The sequence below is a fragment of the Micromonospora sp. NPDC049175 genome, assembly GCF_043197345.1.
Classification (GTDB): Bacteria; Actinomycetota; Actinomycetes; order Mycobacteriales; family Micromonosporaceae; genus Micromonospora.
This window is the reverse complement of the sequence record NZ_JBICSY010000005.1, coordinates 430,390-456,791: the sequence shown is the minus strand read 5'-3', so window position 1 is coordinate 456,791 and position 26,402 is coordinate 430,390. Positions and strand designations below refer to the sequence as shown.

Here is a 26,402-nt window from a genome sequence, read left to right as displayed (position 1 = left end):
CCCCGGCCGGGCGGGGCGGGTCGCCTCACTCGCCCCGGCCCGGCGCGACGGGTCCGGGCGCGGCCGTGGGCGGGCCGGGCACGGCCGGCGGGGGGAGGAAGACGAGCAGGTCGCGCAGGGAGTCGGTGAGCACCGGCGGGAGGAGGCACCGGGCGGCCAGGTCCTCCATCGAGCCGAACGGGCCACGGAGCCAACGGTCCATCACCACCTGCCGCGCCTGCCCGGCGGTGATTCCGGGCAGCTCGGCGATCGTCCCCTCCTGGACCGCGTTGACGTCCACCAGGCCACCGTCGTCGAAGCTGCGGGGCAGGTCGGGCCGGCCGATGTGCAGTTCCTGCCGCGCTGCCGGGTAGTGGTACATGAGGTAGCGGGCCTGCTCACGGCGGACCCGACGGTCGTCGACCACCGGTGGGGGCGAGCCCGCGATCCGATTGGTGAGGGCCGACCAGAGCGCGCCGTTGAGCAGGATCGTGTGCACGACCCCGACTAGCCAGACGAGCATCCAGGCCACGATCAGGAGACCTTCGGAGTCGCTCATCTCCTCCGAGTCGCTGTTGCCGAATATCACGATGATCGTGGCGGTCAGCGACAGGTAACCCACACCGGTGAGCCCGTTGCGCCAGCTTCGCCGCCAACTGGCGTAGAGCAGCACCACCAGCCAGGTGAGCAGACCGAAGGAGAACACGGCGGTCAGCGTGCCGATGACCGTCACGCTGACACTCAGCCAACTCGGTGCCGACTGCCCCCGGGTGTCCCGGGACGAACGCCCGTCCGGGGGCATCGCGACCGGAAACGGAACGGGCTGCGGGGTGACCGCGACAGCCGGCGGCCCGGGCGGGCTGGGCGGCGGCGGCGCGGTCGGCGTTGCCGGCGGTGCTGTCGGCGGCGCGGGCGGCGCGGTCGCCGGCGGCGCGGTCGGCGTTGTCGCGGGCGGCACGGGAAGCGTGGTCGGCGTTGTCGCGGGCGCCGGCGGCGCAGGCGGTGCCGTCGGCATTGGCGCAGGCGGTGGCGCGGGCGGGTCGGCTGGTTGGCGAGGGCTGGGAGCGGTCGCGGGGTGTGGCGTTTGCGGCTCGTTCGACGGCTTCGCCACGGCGAGGGTCGGGTCGGAGCAGAGGATGCGCCGGTGCAGTTCCTGAAGCGCCTTGCCCGGCCCGATGCCGTACTCCTCCCGGAGCAGGCCGCCGAACTCACGGTAGGCCGCGAGCGCCTCCGCCTGCCGCCCGCTGCGATAGAGCGCCAGCATGAGCTGCTGCCGCAGTCGTTCCCGGACCGGGAACTCGGCCACCAGCTCCACCAGTTCCCCGACCATCTCCCGGTGCCGGCCGAGGTCCAGCATCAGATCGGCCCGGGTCTCCAACGCCACGGCCCGCAGCTCGACCAACCGTTGCCGCGCCGCCTCCAAGAACGGCCCGGTGAAGCCGGTGAACGGTTCTCCCTGCCAGAGCGCCAGGGCGGCGGCCAACTCGGTGAGCGCCTCGGCGGTACGACCCTCGGCCCGTCGCTGCCGGGCGCTGTGGATTCCCCGTTGGAAACGGACCGCGTCGAGCGCGTCCGGATCGACGCGGAGCAGATATCCGGCATCGGTGAGGCTCAACACCTGCCCCGGTGTACGCGGCGACCGGTCCGGCTCCAACACCCGACGCAGACCGGCGACGTACTTCTGCACCACGTTGGGGCCGTTCGCGGGCGGATCCTCCGGCCAGACCGCCTCGACGATCTGCCCGGTGGACACCGGACGGCCCGCCGAGAGCAGCAGCACGGTCAGCACCGCACGCTGTTTGCCGGGACCGAGGTCGATCTCGCGGCCGGCGTACCAGGCCCGCTGAGGCCCGAGGATCTCGAAACGCAGCGTTCCTGACATGCGAATTTCCGCTCCTGACACCTCCGGCAGCGCCGGACGGCAGTGCCCGGCAGCCGGACGGCAGCATATCGGCAGCCGCACCGCCGTGCCTGCCGCCACCATGGTCATCGGCACCAGCCACGCAGCGAGAAAGAGAAATGTGATGACACAGGCAACGGGCAGCGCGAGCACCACCCGACGCACGGTCGGCGTGATCGCCGCCATGCTGGCCACGACCACCCTGCTCGGGGGGTGCGGGCCCAAGACCGAACCGGCCTCGGCACCGCAGAGCAGCCCGAGCGCCAGCCCGACCGCCGACCCGAAGCAGGCGCTCCTCGATGCCGTTCCGGACGGGGCCGAGGGGACGTTCCGGTTCAGTGGCAGGGACGCGTCCAGCACGATCAGCGGACGAGTCGACCCGGACGCGAAGGGCGTCGAGTTGAACACCACGATTCCGGCCGGCGCCGACGGCATCTCCGTCAAGATGTCGGTGCTGATCATTGCGGAGGAGGCCTGGATGAAGATGAAGTTGACCGGCCAGGCGGGCCTGCCGAAGTTCCCGGACAAGTGGATGAAGCTGGACCGCACCAAGCTCGCCGACAGCGAGACCATTCCGGCCTACGACGGCGTCGACCAGGGCAACGCGGGTCCGCTGATCCAGGCGGCCACCTCGGTGCAGGAGAAGAGCCCCGGGCAGTACGCCGGGGTCATCGACGTCAGCACCGGTAACGCCGCCGAGGTGCTGGAGGAGGGTGAGGCGGCGGCGCTTGGTGAGGCCGGCAAGACGGTGCCCTTCACCGCTGTCGTCGGCGCGGACAAGCGCCTGTCCTCGCTGACGCTGAAGATCCCGGCGGCCGGCAAGGCGAAGGCGTACGACTACGTCGTCAACTACGCCGACTACGGCGCCGCGCCGAAGATCAGCGTGCCGACCGGCGCCGCCGCGACGGTCGCGCCGAAGATGGCGTACGAGATCTTGAACGGCTGACCGACCACGTAGGAGGGCGGCGACCACACGGGGGGTCGCCGTCCTCCGCGTCCGTCTGTGCTCGCGTGGTCAGCGGCCGAGGACCGATCCTCCGTTGACGCCGAGGATCTGGCCGGTGACGTAGCCGGCGGCCGGGCTGGCGAGATAGCGGACTGCCTCGGCGATGTCATCGGGTAGCCCGGCCCGCCCGACCAGGGTCGCCGCCACCCGCTGCGCGTGCCCCTCGGCGGTCATTCGGTCGCCGAAGAACTCGGTCTCTGCGACATAGCCGGGGCTCACCACGTTCACCGTGATCTGGTCCGGGCCGAGTTTGGCCGCCAGGTCGTACGCCCAGCCGTGCAGGGCTGCCTTCGCGGCCGAGTACGCCCCACCGCCCCCACGCTGGGCGGCGATCGAGCTGACCAGGATCACCCGCCCGCCGGGCCGACGCAGGACCGGCCGCAACGCCTCGGTCAGCAGCACGGCGGTGAGCACGTTGGCGTCCAGGTTGGCCCGCCAGTGCGCGGCGGTCCCCTCCAGCGTGCCGGTGTCCCCGCCCAGGTAGCCACCGGCGTTGTTGACCACCACGTCGACCGGCCGACCGTCGACCGCCGCGAGCACCCGGTCGAGCTGCGCCGCCTCGGTCAGGTCCGCGGTCACGGCCGTCACGGCGTCCGGCCGCCCACACTCGGAAGAGATCCGCTCGGCGGCAGCAGTCACCACATCGTCCCGCCGCCCAACGATCAGAACGTCGTACCCGTCCCGCGCGAGCGAACCCGCAACGGCCGCCCCGATCCCGGTCCCGCCCCCACTAACAACAGCAACCGCAGTTCCCACTCCCCAACCTCCCCAGACAGAGAACCCCGTCGATCATGACGTTATCGCCATTCGCGACGGCGTGTCGTGGCTATAACGCCATGATCGACGGGGTCAAAAGAGAGCAGGGGGCCGGGTCAGGGTGGGGGGCGGCGGAGGGTTTTGGCTAGGCGGGGGGCGAGGCTGGTCAGGCCTCCGGGGAAGAAGTAGACGGCCAGGATGAAGACCGTGCCCAGGACGAACAGGGGCTGGCTCAGCGGGCGGCTGAGGACGGCGGGCAGGTTGTCCACCGCGTCGCTCGTGCCGAACGCGGTGAGCCGGTGGTCGAGGTACATGTAGAGGACGCCACCGAGCACCGGTCCCCACCGGGTGCCCGGCCCGCCGAGCACCACCATGACCAGCAGCGACAGGGTCAGCTCGGAGGACGTGATGTGCGGTGAGGCGCCACCGACGATCAGGACGTAAACCACCCCGCCCGCCGACGCCAGCCCGCCGGCCAGGGTGAACGCCACAAGCTTGTAGCGGTACGGGTCCAGTCCGAGCACACCGATCCGCCGCTCGTCGTCGCGCAGCCCGGCCAGCACCCGGCCGGTAGGCGAACCGCTCACCCGGTGCACCACGAAGACCACGAGCGTCAGGTACGCGAGTGCCAGCCAGTACAGGTTCACCGTGTTCGTCACCCCGACCAGCCCGGCGGGCAGCCCGGACACGTCAAGTGGCAGGCCCTCCTCGCCACCGGTGAGCCCGCCGAAGTCCCGCGCCACCAGGATCGCTCCGACCTGCGCGAAGGCCAACGTGACCATGGCGAACGCGATGCCCACGGTCCGCAACGCCACCGCGCCGAGCAGCGCCGCGAGGATGGTGCCGCCGGTGATCGTCAGCAGCGCCGCCTGCCACAGCGGCAGCCCGGCCCTGGTGACGAGGATGTCGGTGCCGTAGACCCCGGCGGCGAAGTACAGCGCGTGCCCGAAGGAGAGCATGCCGGTCCGGCCGAAGAGCAGGTCGTACCCGGCGGCCAGGCCGCCGAAGATCAGGCAGATGGCGAGCAGTTGCAGGGTGCCGGGCGAGTTGACCGGCCCCTCGAAGATCCCCGGCAGGGAGATCGTCGAGTACGGCAGGATCGCCAACACCACCACCGCGACAAGCGGCAGGAACGGGCGGATGCGGTGCACCCGGCCTGGTCGCGGCGACGTGGGTGCCGGTGCCGGGGTCACGTCGAGAAGCGTCATGCCGTTGCCACCTTTCCGGCGATGCCCTGCGGGCGCAGCAGCAGCACCACGGCCAGCAGCCCGACCACGCAGATGTCGCCGAGCCCGGACGTGCCGTAGTAGTTGACGAACTGCTGCACCAGCCCGACGACGACCGCCGCGTACGCGGAGCCGACCACCGAGCCCATCCCCCCGATCACCACCACGATGAACGCGAAGATCAGCAGCGAACTGCCCTGGCCGGGCGAGACGGTGCCGAAGTAGACGCCGCCGAGGGCCCCGGCGAGCGCGGCGGCCGCCCCACCGATCGCGAAGACGAGCGTGAACGCCTTGCGCACGTCGATGCCGAGCGCGGTCACCATCTCCCGGTTCTCCACCCCGGCCCGGATCACCAGGCCGTAGCGGGTCCAGCGCAGGAACGCCAGGATCGCGCCGAGCACCAGCACCGCCGCGATGATCAGCAGCAGGCCCCCGTTGGGCACCTGCGCGCCGAGGATGCCGGTCACCTGCCGGGTCCAGTCCGGACGCGGGAACGGCCTGGCGTCCGCACCCCAGGTGGCCTGCAACAACGCCACCCCGGCCAGGGACAGGCCGACGGTGACAAGCACCTGTTCGATGGTGCGGGAGTAGAGCGGGCGGATCAGCACCAGCTCGACCAGGATCGCCACGAGCGTGCCGGCGGCCACCCCGAAGGCGACCGCGAGCACGAAGCCGAACCCGTCGGAGCCCGCGCCCGGCAGGTTGCCCGCCGCCCACCAGGTGCCGTACGCGCCGACACCGAGGAACAGCCCGTGCGCGAAGTTGAGCACGTCGGCCAGGCCGAAGACCAGGGACAGGCCGGACGCGACGAGGAAGTACAGCGCCGCCAGGCCGAGCCCGGTCAACGCCAACAGGATCACGGTGCCCATCAGTGGTTCACCTCCGCCGAGCCCACCCCGAGCAGCGACTTGGTCAGCGCCGTCTCCAACAGCAACTCGTGGGCGTCGCCGGTCCAGGCCACCTTGCCGGCGGCCAGCACCACCGCGTCGCGGGCCAGCCGGCGTACGACCGCCAGGTTCTGCTCGACGAGCAGCACCGGCACCGACTCCGCGACCCGTTCCAACACCTCGGCCACCTCGGTCACCACCTTCGGCGCCAACCCCTTGGTCGGCTCGTCGACCAGCAGCAGCCGGTTGTCGTTGAGCAGCACCCGCCCGATCGCGAGCATCTGCTGCTGGCCGCCGGAGAGCGAGCCGGCCCGTTGCCGTCCGCGCCGGTCCAGCTCCGGGAAGAGCGCGAAGACCTTGTCGTACGCCGGGCTGGTGCCGCGCCGCTCGGCGAGCCGCAGGTTCTCGGCGACGGTGAGGCCGGCGAACACGCAGCGGTCTTCCGGCACGTAGCCGAGCCCACCGCGGACCAGCCGGTGGGTGGGCTGGGCCAGCAGGCTCTGCGCGCCCATCCGGATGGTGCCGCGGACCTCTCCGGCGGGTGGGGTGAGGCCGACGATCGCACGCAACGTGGTGGTCTTGCCGACGCCGTTGCGGCCGAGCAGGACTGTCACGCCGGTCGGGGCGACCGTGAAGGACACCCCCTGGAGGATGTGCAGCCCGGAGATCCGGACCGACAGGTCCTCCACCGTGAGAACTGGTTCCATCAGAGCGACTCCCCCAGGTAGGCCTCTTGCACCGTGGGGTTGGCCATCACCGTCTCCGGGGTGTCGCAGGCCAGCAGCGCGCCGTGGTGCATGACGGCGATCCGGTCGGCCAGCTCCAGGATGACGTCCATGTGGTGCTCGACCATCAGCACCGCCCGGCCGCTGTCGCCGGTCAGAGACTTGATGACGGCCACCAGTTCGGGGATGTCCTCGGCGCTGACGCCGGCCATCGGTTCGTCCAGCAGCATCACCCGCGGTTCACCGGCGAGCAGCAGGGCGATCTCCAGCTTGCGCTTCTCGCCGTGGGCCAGGGTGCCGGCGAGTGCCGTACCTCGGTGGGCGAGGCCGACCCGGTCGAGCGCCGCGTCGGCGGCGGCGGCGACCTCCCGGTCGGCCGCCGCCCGCCGCCACAGTGCCATCGAGCCCCCGCGGTGCGCCTGCACGGCGAGCCGGACGTTCTCCCGCACGCTGAGCGAGCCGAAGACCGAGGACGCCTGGAAGGTACGGCCCAGCCCGAGGCGGGCCCGCCGGTGCGGCGGAAGCGCACCGATGTCCTGCCCGTCCAGGACGATCCGGCCCTCCGTGGCCCGGCGCAGGCCGGTGATCAGGTTGAACAGTGAGGTCTTGCCGGCGCCGTTCGGCCCGATCACGCCCAGGAACTCCCCGGGCGCGAGATCGAGGTAGACGCTGTCGACGATGGCGACCTCACCGATCCGCCAGGTCAGACCGCGGGTGGCGAGCATGGCTCAGCCCTTCATGGCCACGGCCGGCGGCGCGGTCTCGTCACCGGTGAGGCTCTTCTGCGCGGTCGCCGTGAACGCGGTGCCGCTGCCGGTCAGCTTGGCCTGGAACATCGGCTGGAGCAGCGCGTGGTCGGCGGCGCGGATGGTCATCTTGCCCTTGACCCCGTCGAAGCTCCACCCCTCCAGGGCGGTGACCATCTTGTCGACGTCGTCCCCACCCTCCTGCACCGCGCGGACCACCATCTGGGCGGCGGCGAAGCCGTCCGGGTGGAACAGGTCGATGGTGCTGACCTTGGCCTTCAGCGCCTTGCTGGCCTCGGTGTCGCTGGCGCCGTCGAAGTAGTGCGACAGGAAGGAGATCTTGGTGCCGGCCGCGCCGAAGGTGGGCCAGGACGAGCGGATGTCCAGGCCGGTGACGACGGTGGTGGACGAGAGCACGCCCTGCTGGTCGAGGCTCTGCCACATGGCCGGGGCGGTGGTGCCGGCCCAGGCCACGAAGAGCAGGTCCGGCTTGGCCGCCTTGATCTGGCTGGCGAACGGGGTGAACTCGGTGGCGCTGGCCGGTGCCCGGACGCTGCTCACGCTGGCGCCCGCACCGCCGATGACGGCCTTGACGGCCGCCTCGTTGGCGTCGCCGAACGCGCCGTCCTGGGCGAAGACCACCACCTTCTTGCCGGTCGGGTCGCCGATGAACGACTTGGCGGTCACCACGTCCTGGTAGGACTGCCGCCCGGATCGGAACGTGTACTTGTTCGCGCCGGTCACCGCGTCGGTGGCAGCCGGGCCGGAGATGAACATGACCTTGTTCTGCGCGGCGATCGGCGCGACCTGGAGCGCCACCCCGGAGGCGGTGGAACCGGCAATGATCTTCGTGCCCTTGCCGATCAGGTCCTTCGCGGCGGAGACCGCCTTGGCCGGGTCACCCGCGTCGTCGACCTCGGTCAGCTCGATCTTCCGGTCACCGACCTTGCCGGTGCCCTTGGTGGCGAAGTCCAGCCCCGCCTTGAACCCCTCGATGTACTGCTTTCCGTAGCTGGCCAGGGCTCCCGACTGGGAGTACACCAGGCCGATCTTGACCGGCGCGGCGTTGTCGCCGCCGCCGGTGGCGGTGTCCTGCGGGCTACCACAGGCCGTGGCGGCAAGTGCCGCAGCCATCATCGTGGCGGCGGAGAGGAACGCCCGCCGCGTGTGCCGGACCGTCATCGCGACTCCAGGGTGAGGACAGGATGCTGTGTTGTCGGCTCACGCTAGAAGTGACGTCACCCACGGGCTATGTGGCGGAAACACACAAGTAACGGGAATGAGGTGGCCGGAGGTTACAACGGGCCGCACCACCACCCGGGAGCCCTCCCCGTCCGATGGCCCAAACCCCCACGGACCTCCCGACGCGTGTGTCGCCTCGCGCCACAGGCCCCGCCCGCTCAACCGCAGGACCCGTCGTGGTCGGCCGGGCGCGGGCGGGCGTGCGTGCGTGCGTGCGTGCGTGCGTGCGTGCGTGCGTGCGTGCGTGCGTGCGTGCGTGCGGCAGCACCATCGGCGAAGTCGCGCCCGAAGTCCAGCTCACCCGTCCAAGATCGTGCTCGATCATGGATGTAGTGGCCTCGGACGCGCGGGGATACCACTCGATCCTGGATCGAGCGTGACCTTGGACGGGCAAGCGCGCGAACGCTCGCCGAGAGCTACGCCGGGCACAGGAAAGCCGCCTCGCGGGCGATGTCACTGCTGCACGACGGCGAGCTGGTCAACGGTCAGCCCGGTCGCGGCACGTACGTCGCCGACTCCTCCGGCGGCAGCGCCACCTACCCGTCCAAACCAACCCACCCGCCACGCCCAGCGGTCAAGATCTGCGCAACTTCCCCGATGGTGCTGCCTCAATCGGCGGCGATACAGCAACATCGGTGAAGTTGCTGCCTCAGCCCGCCCCGACGCCCCCGACGCCCCCGACGCGATCTTGCGAGCGGTGGCCCGGACGTGCCGCTGGCCCGTCGTCCGGGTGGCGGACGACGGGCCAGCGGATGGGCCAGGCGTGATCGGCCCGGCGGTCGGCTCGCAGCGGATCAGCTCCGGGCCGACGTTGAGAAGGGGCCGGGTGCCGGCCTGGGCGGATCAGCTCCGGGCCGACGGTCCGAAGGGGCCAGGTGCCGGCCTGGGCGGATCAGCTCCGGGCCGACGATGAGAAGGTGGGCGGATCAGGCGCCGGCGCGGGCGGCGACGGCGGTGTCCGGGTGGTCGCTGAAGACGCCGTCGAGGCCCAGGCCGAGGAAGAGTTCGTACTCGGCCGTGATGTCGCCGCGCGCGTTGGGGTCGGCGCCGATCCGGAAGTCGACGGGGAGGAACTGGTTCTCCGCGCGGAACGTCCAGGAGTGCACGAGCAGCCGCTCCCGGTGCGCGTCGCGCACGACGTTTGTAGGGGCGAGCAGGGCGCCGGCGGCGTCCCGGGGCACGATCAGGTTCTTGTTCGCGCCGATGCCGTCGGCGTACCCGGCGATCCACTTCAGCCCCGCCGGCGTGGCCAGGTCCTGGTAGCCGCGGGTGTCGCCGGCGGCGGTGAAGTCGTACGGGCGGCCGGTGGCGTCGAGCAGTTGGACCAGTTTGACCTCGGTCAGCTTGCTGAGCCGGCGCAGGTTGGCCGTCTCGAACGACTGGATGAAGACCGGCGAGTTCTTCCGGTCCAGCTTGTTCTGCCGCAGCACCCGCAGCAGCGGCTCCTCCAACGGCAGGCCGATCGAGGTGAAGTAGGTCGGGTGCTTGGTCTCCGGGTAGATGCCGATGGTGCGGCCCCGTGCCCGCCCCTCGGTCCGGGCCAGGTCGATGACCTCCTGGAGGGTGGGCACCTCGAAGCGGCCGTCGAACGCGGTGTTCGCCACGCGGACCTGCGGCAGTCGCTCCTTGGCCCGCAGCGTCTTCAGTTCGGCCAGGGTGAAGTCCTCGGTGAACCAGCCGGTCACGGCGACGCCGTCGATGGTCTTCGTCGCCCTACGGGCCGCGAACTCCTGGTGCGTCGACACGTCGGTGGTGCCGGAGATCTCGTTCTCGTGCCGGGCGACGAGCACCCCGTCGGAGGTGGCGACGAGGTCCGGCTCGATGTAGTCGGCGCCCATCCGGATCGCCAACCGGTACGCCTCCAACGTGTGCTCCGGTCGATAGCCGCTGGCGCCCCGGTGAGCGATCACAATCGGCCGGGCGTTCGGCCGGGAGCGGTCCGCGTCGGTCGCCGGACCGGCCTCGGCCATGGTGGGCACGGCCACGGCGGCGGCGAGCAGCACGCCGGCCAGGCCGAGGGTCGGAAGGGTACGTCGCATCGCCGTCTCCTGTCGTCGGGGGAAGCGGCTTCAGCAGATCGCCCCGGGTTGACCGGCAGTTGGTCGATGGCTGGCCGGAAGGTGAATCTCCGGAATGCGCGTTCCCCCGCCGGGCGACGGGCGGAAAAGGAAGATTGTCTGGTGCGCCGGTTCTTCCGCAACCCCGTGCGGCTGGTGCCGTTCGCCTTCCTGGTGCCGATCCTGCTCGGCGCCGGGCTGCTGATGGCACGGTGGGCGACCGTCGATCACCAGCGCCCGCCGCTGGTCACCGCCCTCTTCACCGCCACCTCGGCGGTGTCGGTCACCGGCATGGCCATCACCGACACCCCCAACTACTGGTCCGGCTGGGGACTGGTGGTGATCACCCTGCTCACCCAGCTCGGCGGTCTCGGCATCCTCACCGCGGCGGCGCTCGTCATCCTGGTGGTCGCCCGCCAGCTCGGCGTGCGCAACCGGCTGCTGGTGCAGGCCGAGACGGCGGAGTTCGGCATCGGTGACGTGGGCCGGCTGCTGCGCCGGATCGCGATCACCGTCTTCGCCTGCGAGGCCGCGATGACCGCTCTGGTCGCCGGCCGGCTCTGGTGGGCGTACGACTATCCGCCCGGACGGGCCCTCTGGTCGGGCGTGTTCCACGCGGTCCAGGCGTTCAACAACGGCGGCTTCGCGCTCTACACCGACGGCCTGCTGGCCTTCGACCGCGATCCGTGGGTGTCGCTGCCGCTGGCGTTCGGGGCCATCGTCGGCGGGTTGGGGTTCCCCGCCCTGTTCGAGGCGGTCCGGGAGTGGCGCAAGCCGGCGGGGTGGGCGGTGGCGACCAAGCTGACCATCTGGGGCAGCATCGCCCTGCTGCTGCTCGGCTTCGTCGGCCTGCTCGCCGCCGAGTGGACGAACGCCAGCACCATCGGCTCGTACGACGCCGGAGGCAAGGTGCTCGCGTCCTTCACCCAGATCGCGTTGAGCCGCACCGGCGGTTTCACCGTGCTGAACATCGCCGACCTCCAGGAGGAGAGCTACCCGCTGCTGATCGTGCTGATGTTCATCGGCGGCGGCAGCGCCAGCACGGCCGGCGGCATCAAGGTGTCCACGTTCTTCCTGCTCGCGTTCACCATCTGGGCGGAGTTGCGCGGCGAGCCCGACGTGACGGTCGGGCACCGCCGGGTGGCCACCGCGAGCCAGCGGCAGGCGGTGACCGTGGCCCTGCTCAGCGTCGCGCTTGTCACGGCCGGAACCATGCTCCTGCTGCTGCTCACCGAGGGCGTGCGGTTCGTGGCGGCCCTGTTCGAGGTCACCTCCGCGTTCAGCACCACCGGGCTCACCATCGGTCTGGCCGGCGAGTTGCCGGCCAGTGGTCAACTGGTGTTGACGGTGTTGATGTTCATCGGCCGGGTCGGGCCGCTCACCCTCGGGTCGGCGATCGCCCTGAACACCAGGCGCAGGCTCTACCGCTATCCGCAGGAACAACCAATTGTCGGCTAGGAAGCGAGGAGGGTCGAGGTGTCGGCGAGACGATCGGACGGCGGCGGCATCGTGGTGATCGGGTTGGGTCGTTTCGGCTGCCACCTGGCCGCGTCGCTCACCCGGATGGACCGCGAGGTGTTGGCCGTCGACCGCAACCCGGAGAAGGTGCAGCGCTTCTCGGACCAGCTCGACCGGGTGGTCCAGGCCGACGCGACCGAGGAGGGGGCGTTACGGCAGCTCGGCGTCACCAGCTTCGGGCGGGCGGTGGTGGCCATCGGGGCGTCGGTGGAGGCCAGCGTCCTCACCGTGCTGGCGTTGGTCGAGCTGGGTGTGCCGCAGATCTGGGCACGTGCCACCTCGCAGAAACACGCCAAGATCCTGTCGTCGGTGGGCGCGCATCACGTGATCTTTCCGGAGGCGGAGACCGGCGAGCGCGTGGCGCACCTGATCGTCAGCCGGCTGCTCGACTTCATCGAGTTCGACGACGACTTCGCGATCGCCACCGTCCGGGTGCCGGAGTCGCTCGTCGGGCGCACCCTGCTCGACCTGCGTCCGGAGGATCGTTCCGGGGTCCGGGTGATCGGCGCGAAGGCGCCCGGTGAGCGTTTCCGGTACGCCGCGGACGACACCGCGCTGGCCCAGGGTGGGCTGCTGGTGGTGGAGGGTGGCATCAACCAGGTTCAACGGTTCGCGGAACGACGCTGACGGTCATCTGCCGGGCCCACCGCGGTGCCGCTCCGGGGCTTTCACCCTTTTCCCGGACCACCCGGCCCCTTGCCGTGACCGGGCTTGGCGGGGCCCTTCGGGGGCTTCGCCTTAGGGGCGCCACCGCCGGAGCCGCCGGGTGCCGTCGCCTTCTTCGGCGGGGCCTTCGGCGTGGTGGCCGCCTTGATCGGCGGTGCCGTGGACGGCGTACTGCCGGCGACCCCGGAGACGCGCACCCCGCAGGCCACCTCGCCGAGCCGGAACTCCACAGGCAGCGGGTTCGCCCCGCTGTAGGTGCCGGTGAGGGTCAGCTTCTCGGCGGCGCCGGGTGCCAGTGCGGCGCGCTGGTCCGCCGGCCGGACCACCACGGTGCTCCCCTGCTGGTGCACGGGCGCGGGTTCCGACTTCGTCACCGTCTGCTGACCGGGGAAGCTGAAGCTCATCGCCCAGTCCCGCAGGTCCCGGTCACCGGTGTTGGTGAGCGTCAGGTCCGCCGCGAAGTCGGTGCCGGAGTCGGTGCGCAGCGCGTACGCCACCTCGCACGGCACTTTCGTCGGCAGGCCCATGCGGGCCTCGGTCGTCGGCCGGCCCTCGCCGCTGGCCGGACTGCGTGAGGTGAATCCCCACATCGCCCCGGTGACCGCGATCAGCCCGACGGCAGCCACCCCGGCCTCCACCCGCCGACGCCTGGTCACCCGCTGCCGGGCGCGCCGGTCCCGATTGCGGGTACGCGACAGCGGCAACGCGTCGGTCGCCGCCGACCAGGGCAGGATCGTGGTACGCGCACTGCCCAGCAGGGCCGGGTCCAGGGGGCCGGCGGCCGGGGAGACCGGCACGGCCGCGAGCATCCCGGCCGCGTCGGCGAGGATCCGGGTCACCTCGGCGGTGGCCGGTCGGTCGGCGGGCCGCTTCGCCAGGCAGCGCCCCACCAGGTCGGTCACCCCGGCGGGCAGGCCGTCGACGGCGGGCATCGGCTCCGGGTCGTTGTACATGTGGGCGCGCAACATCTGGGTGGTCGTGGTGGCTCGCCACGGCAGCCGGCCGGTGAGCATCCGGTAGAGCAGCAACCCGACGGCGTACACGTCGGTGGCCGGGGACACCTGGCCGTTGTCCAGCCGTTCCGGGGCGAGGTACGCGGGGGTGCCCAACAGCGCGCCGTCCGGCCCCTTCTCGCTCTCCCCCACGAGCGCGGAGATGCCGAAGTCGACCACCTTGACCCCGGTCGACGTGAGCATGACGTTGCCCGGGGTGACGTCGCGGTGCACCACACCCCGGGCGTGGGCGGTGGTCAGCGCCGAGCTGACCTCCGCGCCGATCGTGACCGCCTCGCGCCAGGGGAGCTGGCTCTCCCGGCCCAGTCGACTGGCCAGCGACGTGCCGTCGACAAGCTCCATCACGACGTACGGCACGGTCAGGCCGACCTGCTCGGACTCGCCGTAGTCGTACACGTTCGTGATGTTGGGGTGGCAGAGGCGCGCGGCGGCCTGCGCCTCGATCCGGATCCGGTGGCGGAACGCCCGGTCGCTCGCCAGCCTGGAGGCCAGCACCTTCACCGCGACCTGACGGCCGAGCACCTCGTCGTAGCCGCGCCACACCACCGACATGCCACCCGCGCCGAGCTGCTCGATCAGTCGGTACCGCTCATCGAGGAGCTGCGCGCCGTTTCGGTCCCCACCACCCATGGTGACCGATGTTGCCCAGGATCAACCGTCCTACACCTGGAGTATCGGAATCGGTCAGAGTTGTCACCCGATCAGGCGGTCGCCAACAGTTGATCCACCGGGGCGTAGTCGTCGGTCAACACCAGGGCCCCGCCGACGAAGTCCGTGAGGGCCGCACCGGACAGCAGGCTCACCTTCGGATCCACCTGGTCCAGCCGGGTCCGCACGGCTGCCAGCGGCAGCGGCGCGTCGGAGCCGACGATGAGGAAGTTGGAACCCCGCTCCTCGGCGAGCGCCTCCGGCGGCGCGATCAACGCGACGTGCCGGAACTCGGCGGCCACCGTGGCCAGCTCGGCGCGGATGAACCGCAGCGGCGGGTAGTCGATGACGTTCTGCACGTACATTCCGCCGGGGCGGGTCACCCGGCGGATCTCGGCAGCCATCTCCCGGGTGGCCAGGTGCCAGGGCACCACCAGGTGACCGAACGCGTCGCCGACCACCAGGTCACGGCTGTCCGTCGGCTCGCCGCCGACGAGCATCCGGGCGTCGCCCACCACCGCCCGCAGCTCCGGCCCGGTCCGTACGCCCAGCTCGTGCTCGCCCAGCTCCACCAGCCCGCCGTCGATCTCGAACACCACGTTCTCGGTGCCCGGCCGGGTGGCGGTCAGGTAGCGCGGCACGGTGAACCCGCCGCCGCCCAGGTGCAGCGCGTCCAGCCGCTGACCGGCCGGCGCGGCGACGTCGGCGACCGCGCCGATCCACTTCGTGTACGCGTACTCCAGGTGTGTGGGGTCGGAGAGGTCCACGTACGAGTGGTGGGCCGAGTTGAGCAGCAACGTCCGGCCGGTGGGCCGGGACGGGTCGGTGGTGACCCGGGCGCAGTGGTACGCGGTCTCGATGTCGCACGGGTTCGGTGCCACGGTGCTGAGGCCCGCCCCGACCAGGCCGAGCACGGCGAGCGCGGCCCGGGTCCGCGCCGGACCGGGCACGTCGGTGGGCTCCTGCCGGCGCAGATACCAGCCGAGGCCGATGCCCACCAACCCGAGCGCGACCGCCAGGGTCACCAGGATGACGGTGCTGCGCAGCGCGGCGACCAGCACGAACCCGGTGAGCAGGGTCGCGGTGATGCCGCCCAGGGTGCCGATCCCGGAGAGTCGACCGACCACCTGGCCGGTGCGGCGCAGGTCGGCCAACTGGAGCTTCACGACCAACGGGGTGACCGCGGCCAACAGCGCGGCCGGCACGAACACGGCCAGCGAAACCAGGAGCAGGATGCCGCTGGCCGCGCCACCGCGCAGCACCTCACCCGCGTACCGGACCACGGGCAGGGTGACGGCGGTGGCGATGCCGGCCAGGACCAGCGCCGGGGCCAGCAGGCCACGCGGGTTACGCCGGTCGGCCAGCCAGCCGCCGGTCCACGCCCCGTAGGCGATCGCGGCCAGCGCGACGCCGATCACCGAGCTGGTCACCTGGAGGGTCACCCCGACGTACGGGCCGACCAGGCGCAGCGCGACGGTCTCCAACACCAGCACGGCACCGCTGGAGAAGAAGACCAGGAAGGCGGCCAGGCCGTTGGGCAGCGCCCGGCCGGTGACCGGCACGGACGGGGCCGCGGCGGCCGGCGGGGCCGCGACGTCGGGCGTTGGGGAACTCATCGTCGCGATGGTACGCAGCGAAGCTGACGTTCAGGGTCAGTACAGCGATAGATGAACGTGGTTCGTGTGGGACGCGGCGGGACTGCCGCTGCCGCTGTACGACCGCCACCCGGTGCCGGGATGCCAGATCTGCCGGTACCAGATCACGTAGAGCACGCCCAGTCGGTCGGCGTTGCGCACGTGCCAGGCGGCCAGGCTGTCGCCGTACGCCTTGTCGCCGGCTGTCGCGTTGCGATCCTCGAAGCCGTTGGTGGCCGCAGCGAAGTCGCAGGCACGCCCCTTCGGGTGCTCGCCGCCGCCACCTTCACGCTTGCAGGAGACGTGCCGCTTGTAGCCGGCCGCCTGGGTCTGGTTGAGCGCGTTCAGGGTGCGCGGGGTGATGCAGCCGGAGGTGGTCGGGTCCTTCACCGAGCAGGACTCCGACGGCCAGGATCCGTCGGAGTTACGCGGGGCGGGCTTCGCCGAGGCGGAGCTGCCGCCGCTGAAACCGTTGCTGCTGCCCGAGCTGACCTCGGCGAGCGCCTCCTCGGCCTCCTTCTTCTTCTTCGCCATCACGGCGAGCTGCTTCTGCTGCTCACGGACCTCGGCGTCGATGGCGACCTTGGCCTGCTGCGCCTCCTGCCGGGCTTCGACGAGATCGCGCAGCCGCTTGCTGTCCCGCTGGGCCATCAGGTCGAGATCGCTGGCACGTTCCAGGAACGCCTGCGGCGTGGCGGTGTTGAGCAACATCGACGCCGGGCCGAGCCGACCGATCCGGTAGGACTGTGCGGCGACCTCGCCGACCTGGGCGGTGAGGCCACCCATGCGGCCCTCGATCGCCGTCAGCTCGCCGGTCAACGCCGTCTGGCGGCGCTTGGAGTTGTCGAGCTTGGCCTTGGCCTCGATGTGCCCCTTGGCGGTCAGCTCCAACGCGTCCCGCAGCTTCTTGCTGCCGCCCTCACCGGGCTCGGCGTACGCGGGAACGGCGGCACCGCCGAGTACCAGGGCGACGGCGGCGAGCACGGTGAGCAGGGTGCGGCGACCGAGCCGCGGGTGGAGCCTGGTCCTGGGCACGAAAGCGTCCTTCCGTCGACCGCCGGCCCCCGGTGAACAACTGCGCGGCGGCGTCCCCGCCGGCGCCGGTCGGCGGCCTGCTGGCGGAGACCGCCGGTCACGATACCGGACCGCGGGCCGGTGACCAGCCCCCTGACGCCCCGGACGCCCCGATGTCGACAGAGCGTTCCAGCGCCATCGCGCAGAGCGTCCAGAAGCCTCGCGCAGAGCGTCCAGACGCTCCCCAGACGCCTCCTGCGGTGTCCGGATCAGGGGGCGAGGAGGGCGTCGCGGACGTCGTTCCAGATCTGCTCGTTGGCCGCGACGAGCAGCCCGCGGCCGTCGTCGGAGGGGTGGTAGTCGGCGCCGTCGAACCTGCGGGCGACGCCACCGGCCGCGCGGACCAGCAGGGTGCCCGGAGCGTGGTCCCAGGGCAGGGTGCGCCAGAAGAGGACGAACTGCTGCTCACCGGTGAGGATGTCCAGGTATTCGCGGCCGGCACAGTGCTGGCCGGGCAGCAGCTCACCGAGGTGGCGACCGCCGGCGCGGACCCGGTCCCGGATGTCCGGCGGCAGGAACTTGGTCATCGCCGCGCCGCGCAGCTCGCCGAGCGGCGGCAGCGCGGCGGTGGTGTCGACAGGTCGGCCGTTGAGCAGGGTGCCGTCGTCCGCCGAACCGACGGCGAGGGTGTCGGCGAGCGGGTCGAGGATCCAGCCGGCGACCGGCCGTCCGTCGGTCAGCAACGACACCATCAGCGCGAACGGCCGGCGACCGGCGGCGAAGTTGGCGGTGCCGTCGACCGGGTCGACGAGCCAGACGTCACCGGCGTCGCGCAGGTGCCCCAGCAACCCCGGGTCGTCGGCGACACCCTCCTCACCGACAACCGTCGAGCCGGGCCGCAGCCGGCGCAACCCCGCCGACAGCAACTCCTCGGCCCGGCGGTCGGCGACGGTGACCACCTCGCCGGGCGCCTTCTCCGACACGTCGGCGTCGTCGAGCTTGCGGAACAACGGCAGCACGACCTGGTCGGCGGCCTCCCGCAGGAGGTCACCGACGTCGTCGAGCAGGGTGTCAGCCACGCGGCGGCAACTTGACCACGCTGACGAAGAACTCGTCGATCTGGCGGACCACCGAGATGAAGCGCTCGAAGTCCACCGGCTTGGTCACGTAGGCGTTGGCGTGCAGCTGGTAGCTGCGCAGGATGTCCTCGTCGGCCTGCGAGGTGGTGAGCACCACCACCGGGATCCGACGCAGTTCCGGGTCGTTCTTGATCTCTTCCAGCACCTCCCGGCCGTCGCGCCGGGGCAGGTTGAGGTCGAGCAGGATCAGGTCGGGCGCCACCGCGTCCGCGTACTGGCCCTCCCGGCGCAGGTAGGCCAGCGCCTCGGCGCCGTCGGAGACGACGGTGAGCCGGTTGCGCAGCTTGTGCTCCTCGAACGCCTCCTGGGTCATCAGCACATCACCCGGATCGTCCTCGACCAGCAGGACCTCGATCGGGCTCTTGCCATCCGCAGGCGCGGTCATCCCACCGTCTCCCTCATGTCACCCGTTCTACCGCCTTCCGGCGACCTGTCGGCCCGGTCCGGCCGGTCCGACCCCTCGGACTGCTCGGTCGGCGCTGCCGGAGTCTCGTTCGAGGGCGTGGCGTCGCCCGCCGGCAGGGCCTGCGGCTGCTCCGACGAGTCGACGGCGGCGGCCGCCTCCAGGTCCACCGGAAGCGCCGGCAGGGTGAACCGGATCGCCGTGCCCTCCGGCACGTCGGTGTCCACCCAGACCCGGCCGCCGTGATATTCGACGATCTTCTTGACGATGGCCAACCCGATGCCGGTGCCCGGGTACGCGTCCTTCGAGTGCAGCCGCTGGAAGATCACGAAGATCTTGTCGGCGAACTCCGGCTCGATCCCGATGCCGTTGTCCTGGCAGGTGATCTCCCACTCGGAGTCCACCAACCGGGCCGAGACGTGCACCTTGGGCGGCACGTCCGCCCGGCGGAACTTGATCGAGTTGCTGACCAGGTTGGCCAGCAGGTTGGTGAGCAACGGTTCCTCACCGGAGATCACCGGCAGATCGCCCCAGGTCAGCTCGGCGTCGGCGTACTGCCGCGCGGCCTCGGTCTGGCCGGCCACGTCGCCCATCACCTTGTTGAGGTCGACCTCGACGAAGCCGGTGGTGAGCCGGCCGATCCGGGAGAACGCGAGCAGGTCGTTGATCAGACGCTGCATCCGCTGTGCGCCGTCCACCGCGAACGCGATGTACTGGTCGGCCCGCTCGTCGAGCTGCCCGGCGTAGCGACGCTGGAGCAACTGGCAGAAACTGGCCACCTTGCGCAGCGGCTCCTGCAGGTCGTGCGAGGCCACGTACGCGAACTGCTCCAGGTCACGGTTGGACCGGGTCAACTCCTCCGCCTGCTTCTGGAGCTGGCTGTTGACCCACTCGATCCGCTCGCGGGCACCCCGCACCTCGGCCAGGTCGGCGGCGATCTTCTGCCGCATCGCGTCCACGTCGTCGCCGAGCCGGATGAACTCAGGTGGGCCGGTGGTGGCGATGCGGTGCTGGTAGTCGCCCTCGGCGACCTCCCGGACCTGGGTGGCCAGGCCGGTCAGTGGCCGGATCACCATCCGGTCCAGCGAGAGCAGCAGCACCGCGCCAGCCACGACCACCACCAGGGCTGCGACGATCAGCAGCACGACAAGGACGTTGCTGCTGGTACGCACGTTGTCGGCGGTCTGCTCCCGGGCGGCCAGCACCTCCTCCTGGAGGTCGTTCACCGCCGTGCGCACCTCGTCGAACTGCTGCCGGGCCTGCTCGGTGACGAGTGCCTGACCCGCGCTGGTGCCGCTGCGCTCGGTGGTGGTGATCACCGGCTCGGCCACCGACTGCCGCCACTGCGCGGTGCGCTCCTCGACGGTCCGCAACTCCTGGCTGATCTGCGGATAGTCGTCGAGCAGCGCCCGCATCGAGACGGTGACGCTCTGCTCCTGGGCGAGCCCCTCCCGATAGGGGTTCAGGTCGTCCGGATCACCGCTGACCGCGTACCCACGGATCGCCGTCTCCTGGTCGAGCAGCGCGTTGAGCAGCTCCTGGGACTGCACCCGCAGTGGGCCGGTCTCGTTGAGGACGGCGTCGATCTGGGTGCGGTTGCGGGCGGCCATCGCCGCCTCCGCGCCGGCCAGGGCGATCAGCAGCACCCCCACGACGGTGAGCAGCGTGATGACCCGGCGGCGCAGACTCCAGCCGCCGACCACCGGCTTCACCGGCCACCACCACGGCTCACCAGCAGCATTGCCACGTCGTCGGCGAGCGCGCCGCCGTTGAGCCGCTCGGCCCGGCCGACCAGCCAGGCCGGCAGCTCGGGCAGCGACACCGAACGGTTGGCCGGCTCGTCGAGCAGCCCGCTGAGCCCCAACACGTCGAGGCGATCGTTGCCCGCTCCCACCCGCCCCTCGATGAGGCCGTCGGTGTACATCAGCAGGGACCAGTCATCGGTGTCGAACTCCAGGTCGTAGGCGATCGGCCGGCGGGGTCGTACGCCCAGCAGTCGGCCGCCGGGCGCGGGCACCGGGGCGACCCGGCCGCCGGAGAGCAGCAGCGGCGGCGGGTGCCCGGCGAGTCGGACGGTGGCGCGGTTGGCGTCCAGGTCCAGCCTGGTGGTGGCCACCGTCGCGAAGATCTCCTGAAGGCGGCGCTCACTCATCAGCACCTGCTCCAGCGCGGGCAGCACCTCGTCGTCCGGCACTCCGGCGAGCACCAGGGCCCGCCAGGCCACCCGCAGCTCGACGCCGAGCGCGGCCTCGTCCACCCCGTGCCCGCAGACGTCGCCGACGATCAGGTCGAGACGGTCCGGGCGGGTCTGCACCACGTCGAAGAAGTCGCCGCCGATAAGCGCGGCGTGCCGGCCGGGCCGGTAGAAGGTGTGCACCGCCACCTGGTCGGTCGTCATCAGCGGCTGGGGCAGCAGACCGCGTTCGAGGCGGGCCGACTCGGCCTGCCGCAGCTCGACCTCCCGCAGCCGGCGGGCGTTCTCGTCGGCGCGTTTGCGCTCCACGGCATAGCGCAGCGCGCGGGTCAGCAGCACCCCGTCGACCTGACCCTTGACCAGGTAGTCCTGTGCGCCCTCGGCGACCGCCACGACGCCGAGGTGCTCGTCCGAGCGGCCGGTCAGCACGCAGACCGCGGCGCCGCTGGACATCTCCAGCACCTGACGCAGCCCGTCCAGCCCCTGCGCGTCGGGCAGGCCCAGGTCGAGCAGGACGCAGTCGACGTCGTTGATCCGCAGCCGCGCCTCGCGCAGGCTGGTGGCGACCATCAGGTCGATCATCGAGTTGGTCTCGGCGAGCAGTTCCCCGACGAGGAAGGCGTCGCCCTCGTCGTCCTCCACCAGCAGCACCCGCAGCCGTTCGCCCGGCGGCAGGTTCGCGTGCCGCGCCAGGCCACCGTGCGGGTACGGCACAACTGGGGACCCGGCCGAGCCGGACCCCCGGTGCGGCCGGGTCACCGCCGCGAGACGCGGGAGTTCGCTGGTGATGTCGGGCTCCTTCCGAGTGCCCTGCTGATCCTGTATTAGACAACGGTCGCACACAACACGATGCCCGTGGCACGGGCGGGGATGGGCCGCATCACTGCCCGCCGACGGACAAACCACGCGGGTGATCGGTGCCCGGCCGACCGGCCATGCCATCCGGGAGCGCCGGAGGGCAGGATGGTGCCACCCCAGGCCCCACCACCCCCCGAGGAGTTTCCGTGGGCGCACCCCCCACCCCGGCCACGACGGGCACACCGGCTCGTCCGACTCCGGGCGTACCCCCTGCGGATCGTGCGCTGACCAGGCCGCACCGCCGGCTCGTGGCCGCCGCCGCGGCGCTCGTGGCGCTGGTCGCCGTCGGCGCCGGCAGCCTGCTCGACCTGCGCACGCCGACGCCGAAACCGGCAGACGCCCCGGTGGGCGAGTTCAGCGCCGCTCGGGCGTACGAGGACGTGCGGGTGATCGCCGCCCGGTCGCACGTCGCCGGCAGCCCGGCCAACGACCAGGTCCGCGCGCACCTCGAGCAGGAGTTGCGCGGGTTGGGCCTGGAGACCGAGGTGCAGGACACCGTGGCCCCGGAGGCCGGGCAGCTCAGCGGCGCGGCGGGCGGGGCGACCCTGGCCCGCGTCCGCAACGTGGTGGCCCGGCTGCCCGGCACCGACTCGACCGGCCGGGTCTTCCTGGTCGCCCACTACGACTCGGTGCAGACCGGGCCGGGCGGCAACGACGACGCGGCCGGCACGTCGACCATCCTGGAGGTGGCCCGCGCGCTGACCACCGGCCCGCGGCCCCGCAACGACATCGTCTTCGTGTTGACCGACGCGGAGGAGGCGTGCCTCTGCGGCGCGTCCGCGTTCGCCGCCAGCCACCCGCTGGCCGCCGACGGCGGGGTGGTGCTCAACCTGGAGGCGCGCGGCTCCACCGGCCCGGTGATCATGTTCGAGACGTCCCGGAACAACGCGAAACTGGTGGACGTCTTCGGTCGGGCCGCCCCGCATCCGGTCGGTACCTCGTTCGCGGTGGAGATCTACCGGGCGCTGCCCAACGACACCGACTTCACCGCGTTCCTGGACCAGAAGTTCGTGGGGTTGAACTCGGCGTACATCGACGGCGGCGCGATCTACCACACGCCGCTCGACACGCCGGCGGCCATGGACCGGAGCAGCCTCCAGCAGCACGGGGACAACGCCCTGGGCCTGGCCCGGGAGTTCGGCCGCACCGACCTGACCGACCTGCGCTCGGGGCACGACGCGACCTACTTCCCGGTCCCCGGCGGCCTGGTCCGCTATCCGGGCACGCTCACCCTGCCGCTGGCCCTGCTCGCGGTGGCGGCGGTGGCCGCGCTGGGCTGGCTGGTCCGTCGGCGGGGCCGGGCCAGCACCGGCCGGCTGGCCGCCGGCTTCGGGCTGGCCCTGGTGCCGATCGTGGTCGCGCCGGTCGCCGCGCAACTGCTCTGGCTGGCGATCACCAAGATCCGACCGGGGTACGCGGAACTGCTCGACCCGTACCGGCCGATCTGGTACCGGTTGGCCGTCGTGGCGCTCGCCGCCGCCACCCTGTTCACCTGGTACGCGCTGCTGCGCCGCCGGATCGGCCCGGCCGCGCTGGCCGTGGGCGGGCTGGCCTGGCTGGCCCTGCTCGGGGTGCTGCTCGCCGTGGCGGTGCCGGGCGGGGCGTACCTCACCACAGTGCCGGCGCTGGCCGGCGCCCTCGGCGGGCTGGTCGCGCTGCGTACCCGGCAGACCGGGCCGTGGCCGGTGGTGGCGGTGACCGCCGGCGCGGCGGTCGGTGTGGTCATCCTGCTGCCCACTGTGGTGCTGCTGTTCCCAGCGCTGGGGATGGGCATGGGCGGGGTGGCGGCGCTTGTCGCGGTGCTGCTCGGCCTGACCGCCCTGCCGGTGGTCGACCTGCTGCACCCGCAGGCCGGCGGCCAGCGCGGTCTACGGGCGTTGCGGGCCCGCCGGCTCGGTGTGCTGCCGGCGGCAGCCGCCGCCGTGGCGACCGTGGTGCTCGCCGGGGTCGGGCTGGGCGTCGACCGGTTCGACGCCGCCCATCCCGCGCCGACCCACCTGATGTACGCGATGGACGCCGGCACCGGCCAGGCCCGTTGGCTCAGCCACGAGAGTGACCCGCAGTCGTGGACGGACGGCTACGTGGACGGGACGGCCGACGTCGGCGACGACTTCCCCGGGCTCGGCGACGGTGAGCTGCGGGCCGGGCCGGCGCAGCCGGCGAACCTGCCGGCGCCGAAGCTGGACGTGGTGGCCGACGCCACGTCCGGTGGCGAACGCACGCTGCGTCTGCGGCTCACCCCGCAGCGGGCCGTTCGGCTCGCCACCCTGCACGTCGACACGTCGACCGCCACCGTGCTGCGGGCCGAGGTCGCCGGGCGGTCGGTGCCGGTGGAGCCGCGCGAGGGCAGGTGGGGCTTCGGGCTGGTGTTCCACGCCCCGCCCACCGAGGGCATCGAGGTCACGTTGACCCTGCGGCCCATCGCCGGGCAGGTGTCGCTGCGGGTCATGGACGCCAGTGACGGGTTGGACGCGCTGCCCGGCTTCCGCCCCCGGCCGCCGGGCGTGGGTGTCGTCGGGTCGCACAGCTCCGAGATGCTGGCGGTCGCCCGAACGTATCCCTTCTGACGGGTCGGACGGTGGTCCGGCGGAGACTGCTTCCCGCCGGACCACCGCACTAGTCGTAGAGCGCCGACACCCACAGGTGGGTCATCGTGTCGACCAACAGTTTCCGGTCGTCGAACGGCGGCACGCCGCACGCGGCCAGGTAGTAGAGCCGCTCGCCGGTCCACGTCAGCGATGCGGCGAGCGCATCGACGTCGACGCCGTCGAGCCGAGCCGCGACGGCCGGCTTGGCCTGGCGCTCGGCCTCGATCCGGGTGACCGCCGCATCGGTGAACGTCGCCATCTGGGCCAGCCACAGCTCGCGTAGCTGCGGGTCGGACGCCCAGCTCTCCACGATGGCGCGCAACACCGCCGCGTTGGACAGCCACAGGTCGGCGCCCGCGTCGATGCCAGCCCGCAGGGCGTCACCAGGGCTGGCGCTCCCCCGCACCCACGGCTGCGCGGCCTCGTGGCCGGCGCCGACCGCTCGACGCACCAGTTCGGCCAGCGCCGCCTGCTTGCCCGCGAAGTAGAAGTAGAAGCTCGCCCGGGAGACCCCTGCCGCGGCAATGATCTCGGCGACGCTGAGCGTGTCGAAGGTGCGCTCACGCAGCAGCTCACGCAGGGCGTCGAGGATGCGCTCGCGCAGCTCGACGTCACCGCGCGGGGGTTCGTCGCGTCGGGCCATCACAGTCCCGAGCATACCGTACGAGGCATCTGGACGACTTGACCAGACAGCATGTATGGTCGATGCATGACACAGATAGCTGTCCATATCGTGGTGAATGATCCCGACGCTGCGGCCGCCTGGTACGCGGAGGTGCTCGGCGCGCGGGAAACCAGTCGCGCGCCGCTGCCCGACGGCCGCCCGCTCACTGTGGAGCTGCGGGTCGGTGACACAGTGCTCGCCGTGGCGGGCGAGTGGCCGGACCGTGGCCTCCGTACGCCGGCGGCTCTGGGCGGTAGCCCGACCGCCTTCCACCTGCCGGTCTCCGACGTCGATGCCGCCTACGACCGCGCGATCGCCGCCGGAGCCACCGCGTTCGAGCCGCCGCACGACGCGTTCTGGGGCGACCGCACCGCACAGTTCCTCGACCCGTCCGGGCACCGCTGGGCGATCAACCGGCACCTGCGCGACGTTCCCGCCGACGAGATGGCCGAGCACGTGGCGGCGATGTTCGCATGAGGTACACGACCTTGGGGCGTACCGGTCTGCGGGTGTCCGAGCTGGTGCTCGGCGCCATGACGTTCGGTGAGCAGGGTGGCGTCGGCGCGCCGATCGAGGAGTGCCGGCGCATCCTCGACGCCTACGCCGAGGCCGGCGGAAATGTCGTCGACACCGCCATCAACTACCGCGGCGGCACCAGCGAGGAGATCCTCGGCGAGCTGCTGGCCGGCCGGCGCGACCGGTTCGTCGTGGGCACGAAGTACACGGTGACCCGTGACCCGGCTGACCCCAACGGTGGCGGCAACCACCGCAAGAATCTCCGGCTGTCGCTGGAAACCAGCCTGCGCCGCCTGCGCACCGACCACGTCGACATCTACTGGGTGCACATCTGGGACCGGCACACGCCGATCGAGGAGACCATGCGGGCGCTCGACGACGCCGTCACCGCCGGAAAGATCCTCTACATCGGCGTGTCGGACACACCGGCCTGGGTCGTCTCCCGTGCGAACACGTTGGCCGAGTGGCGTGGCTGGACTCCGTTCGTCGGACTACAGGTGCCGTACAGCCTGATCAACCGCGACGCCGAGCGGGAGCTGCTGCCGATGGCCGAGGCGTACGGCCTCACGGTGACCGCCTGGAGCCCACTCGGCGGCGGCGTGCTGTCCGGGAAGTACACCGCCGCACCGTCGACCGGGAAGACGCGCCTCGACCGGGACGCGATAAGTGACCGGGACCTCGGTGTGGCCCGGGTCGTGCAGGAGGTAGCTGACGAACTGGGCGTCACCCCCGCTCAGGTTGCCCTCGCCTGGACCCGCCGACGAGACGGCGTGCTGCCGATCATCGGAGCGCGGACCCTCGACCAGCTACAGGACAACCTGGGCTGTACGGCGGTCACGCTGCCGCCGGAACTGGTTACGCGGCTGGAATCGGCGACCGGCTTCGACCTCGGTTTCCCGGCCGACTTCATCGCCCAGACCACACCCTGGGTGTTCGGCGCGGGCGCGCTCTGACCCTCCGCAACGCACCGGGCCCGATCGAGGCGAGGAGAGGCGCGGCTCAGCCGTACGCCATGTGCGGCTG

At 71.8% G+C, this 26,402-nt stretch carries 22 protein-coding genes; 6 read left to right on the top strand and 16 right to left on the bottom strand.

Features of this window, described 5'->3' with window-relative positions; all coding sequences use genetic code 11:
• Window positions 1–25 precede the first annotated feature (25 nt).
• On the bottom strand, window positions 26–1,861 hold the full coding sequence (locus tag ACGFH8_RS22385) for a BTAD domain-containing putative transcriptional regulator (protein ID WP_393370074.1): 1,836 nt from the start codon (window positions 1,859–1,861) through the stop codon (window positions 26–28).
• 142 nt (window positions 1,862–2,003) lie between these two features.
• Between ACGFH8_RS22385 and ACGFH8_RS22380 the strand changes: the two genes are divergently transcribed.
• On the top strand, window positions 2,004–2,825 hold the full coding sequence (locus ACGFH8_RS22380; protein WP_393370071.1) for a hypothetical protein: 822 nt from the start codon (window positions 2,004–2,006) through the stop codon (window positions 2,823–2,825).
• Window positions 2,826–2,894: 69 nt separating this feature from the next.
• Here the strand turns inward: ACGFH8_RS22380 and ACGFH8_RS22375 are convergent, their stop codons facing one another.
• The 7 genes from ACGFH8_RS22375 to ACGFH8_RS22345 all read right to left on the bottom strand — a co-directional run bounded on the left by ACGFH8_RS22375 (window position 2,895) and on the right by ACGFH8_RS22345 (window position 10,506).
• Window positions 2,895–3,641, bottom strand: coding sequence for an SDR family NAD(P)-dependent oxidoreductase (locus ACGFH8_RS22375; protein ID WP_393370069.1), 747 nt, complete (start codon window positions 3,639–3,641; stop codon window positions 2,895–2,897).
• 116 nt (window positions 3,642–3,757) lie between these two features.
• Window positions 3,758–4,849 carry a branched-chain amino acid ABC transporter permease gene (locus ACGFH8_RS22370; protein WP_393370067.1) on the bottom strand — a complete coding sequence of 364 codons (1,092 nt, stop codon included), beginning with the start codon at window positions 4,847–4,849 and terminating at the stop codon, window positions 3,758–3,760.
• Window positions 4,846–5,736 (bottom strand): branched-chain amino acid ABC transporter permease, encoded by an 891-nt coding sequence (locus ACGFH8_RS22365; protein ID WP_088950297.1) that lies wholly within the window; start codon window positions 5,734–5,736, stop codon window positions 4,846–4,848. The genes ACGFH8_RS22370 and ACGFH8_RS22365 overlap by 4 nt, the downstream gene beginning before the upstream one ends.
• Window positions 5,736–6,461, bottom strand: a complete 726-nt coding sequence (locus ACGFH8_RS22360; RefSeq protein WP_393370065.1) for an ABC transporter ATP-binding protein — start codon at window positions 6,459–6,461, stop codon at window positions 5,736–5,738. Before ACGFH8_RS22360 ends, ACGFH8_RS22365 begins: the two co-directional genes overlap by 1 nt.
• The gene (locus ACGFH8_RS22355; RefSeq protein WP_088950298.1) at window positions 6,461–7,204 is read right to left on the bottom strand and encodes an ABC transporter ATP-binding protein; all 744 of its coding nucleotides are present in this window, start codon (window positions 7,202–7,204) and stop codon (window positions 6,461–6,463) included. The genes ACGFH8_RS22360 and ACGFH8_RS22355 overlap by 1 nt, the downstream gene beginning before the upstream one ends.
• 3 nt (window positions 7,205–7,207) lie before the next feature.
• Entirely contained in the window at window positions 7,208–8,407 is a 1,200-nt protein-coding gene (locus ACGFH8_RS22350; protein WP_393370063.1) for a substrate-binding domain-containing protein, read from the bottom strand.
• A 986-nt stretch (window positions 8,408–9,393) separates the two neighbouring features.
• The gene (locus ACGFH8_RS22345; RefSeq protein WP_393370060.1) at window positions 9,394–10,506 is read right to left on the bottom strand and encodes a glycerophosphodiester phosphodiesterase; all 1,113 of its coding nucleotides are present in this window, start codon (window positions 10,504–10,506) and stop codon (window positions 9,394–9,396) included.
• A 141-nt stretch (window positions 10,507–10,647) separates the two neighbouring features.
• Here ACGFH8_RS22345 and ACGFH8_RS22340 point away from each other — a divergent pair, with 141 nt between their 5' ends.
• A complete protein-coding gene (locus tag ACGFH8_RS22340; RefSeq protein WP_393370057.1) occupies window positions 10,648–11,982 on the top strand; it encodes a TrkH family potassium uptake protein in 1,335 nt (444 codons plus the stop codon).
• Between the two features lie 18 nt (window positions 11,983–12,000).
• Window positions 12,001–12,669 carry a potassium channel family protein gene (locus ACGFH8_RS22335; RefSeq protein ID WP_393370055.1) on the top strand — a complete coding sequence of 223 codons (669 nt, stop codon included), beginning with the start codon at window positions 12,001–12,003 and terminating at the stop codon, window positions 12,667–12,669.
• 41 nt (window positions 12,670–12,710) lie between these two features.
• Here the strand turns inward: ACGFH8_RS22335 and ACGFH8_RS22330 are convergent, their stop codons facing one another.
• From ACGFH8_RS22330 to ACGFH8_RS22300, 7 genes are all read right to left on the bottom strand, one after another.
• Entirely contained in the window at window positions 12,711–14,351 is a 1,641-nt protein-coding gene (locus ACGFH8_RS22330; RefSeq protein ID WP_393370052.1) for a protein kinase, read from the bottom strand.
• Between the two features lie 71 nt (window positions 14,352–14,422).
• Complete coding sequence (locus ACGFH8_RS22325; protein ID WP_393370049.1) at window positions 14,423–15,985, bottom strand: fused MFS/spermidine synthase; 1,563 nt, start codon at window positions 15,983–15,985, stop codon at window positions 14,423–14,425.
• A 36-nt stretch (window positions 15,986–16,021) separates the two neighbouring features.
• The gene (locus tag ACGFH8_RS22320) at window positions 16,022–17,038 is read right to left on the bottom strand and encodes a coiled-coil domain-containing protein (protein ID WP_393370046.1); all 1,017 of its coding nucleotides are present in this window, start codon (window positions 17,036–17,038) and stop codon (window positions 16,022–16,024) included.
• Between the two features lie 248 nt (window positions 17,039–17,286).
• Window positions 17,287–18,096: an inositol monophosphatase family protein gene (locus ACGFH8_RS22315; protein ID WP_393370044.1), complete on the bottom strand. Its 810-nt coding sequence runs from the start codon at window positions 18,094–18,096 to the stop codon at window positions 17,287–17,289.
• Window positions 18,089–18,541 (bottom strand): response regulator, encoded by a 453-nt coding sequence (locus ACGFH8_RS22310; protein WP_007465485.1) that lies wholly within the window; start codon window positions 18,539–18,541, stop codon window positions 18,089–18,091. The genes ACGFH8_RS22315 and ACGFH8_RS22310 overlap by 8 nt, the downstream gene beginning before the upstream one ends.
• Entirely contained in the window at window positions 18,538–20,271 is a 1,734-nt protein-coding gene (locus ACGFH8_RS22305; protein ID WP_393370041.1) for an ATP-binding protein, read from the bottom strand. Before ACGFH8_RS22305 ends, ACGFH8_RS22310 begins: the two co-directional genes overlap by 4 nt.
• Complete coding sequence (locus ACGFH8_RS22300; protein ID WP_393370039.1) at window positions 20,268–21,467, bottom strand: PP2C family protein-serine/threonine phosphatase; 1,200 nt, start codon at window positions 21,465–21,467, stop codon at window positions 20,268–20,270. Before ACGFH8_RS22300 ends, ACGFH8_RS22305 begins: the two co-directional genes overlap by 4 nt.
• Before the next feature lie 290 nt (window positions 21,468–21,757).
• Between ACGFH8_RS22300 and ACGFH8_RS22295 the strand changes: the two genes are divergently transcribed.
• Window positions 21,758–24,178, top strand: a complete 2,421-nt coding sequence (locus ACGFH8_RS22295; RefSeq protein ID WP_393370036.1) for a M28 family peptidase — start codon at window positions 21,758–21,760, stop codon at window positions 24,176–24,178.
• A gap of 49 nt (window positions 24,179–24,227) precedes the next feature.
• Here the strand turns inward: ACGFH8_RS22295 and ACGFH8_RS22290 are convergent, their stop codons facing one another.
• Window positions 24,228–24,842, bottom strand: coding sequence for a TetR/AcrR family transcriptional regulator (locus ACGFH8_RS22290; protein WP_393370461.1), 615 nt, complete (start codon window positions 24,840–24,842; stop codon window positions 24,228–24,230).
• A gap of 66 nt (window positions 24,843–24,908) precedes the next feature.
• Between ACGFH8_RS22290 and ACGFH8_RS22285 the strand changes: the two genes are divergently transcribed.
• Both ACGFH8_RS22285 and ACGFH8_RS22280 read left to right on the top strand, forming a co-directional pair.
• Window positions 24,909–25,340: a VOC family protein gene (locus tag ACGFH8_RS22285; RefSeq protein WP_393370033.1), complete on the top strand. Its 432-nt coding sequence runs from the start codon at window positions 24,909–24,911 to the stop codon at window positions 25,338–25,340.
• Entirely contained in the window at window positions 25,337–26,332 is a 996-nt protein-coding gene (locus ACGFH8_RS22280) for an aldo/keto reductase (RefSeq protein WP_393370031.1), read from the top strand. The genes ACGFH8_RS22285 and ACGFH8_RS22280 overlap by 4 nt, the downstream gene beginning before the upstream one ends.
• The last annotated feature ends 70 nt before the right edge of the window (window positions 26,333–26,402 follow it).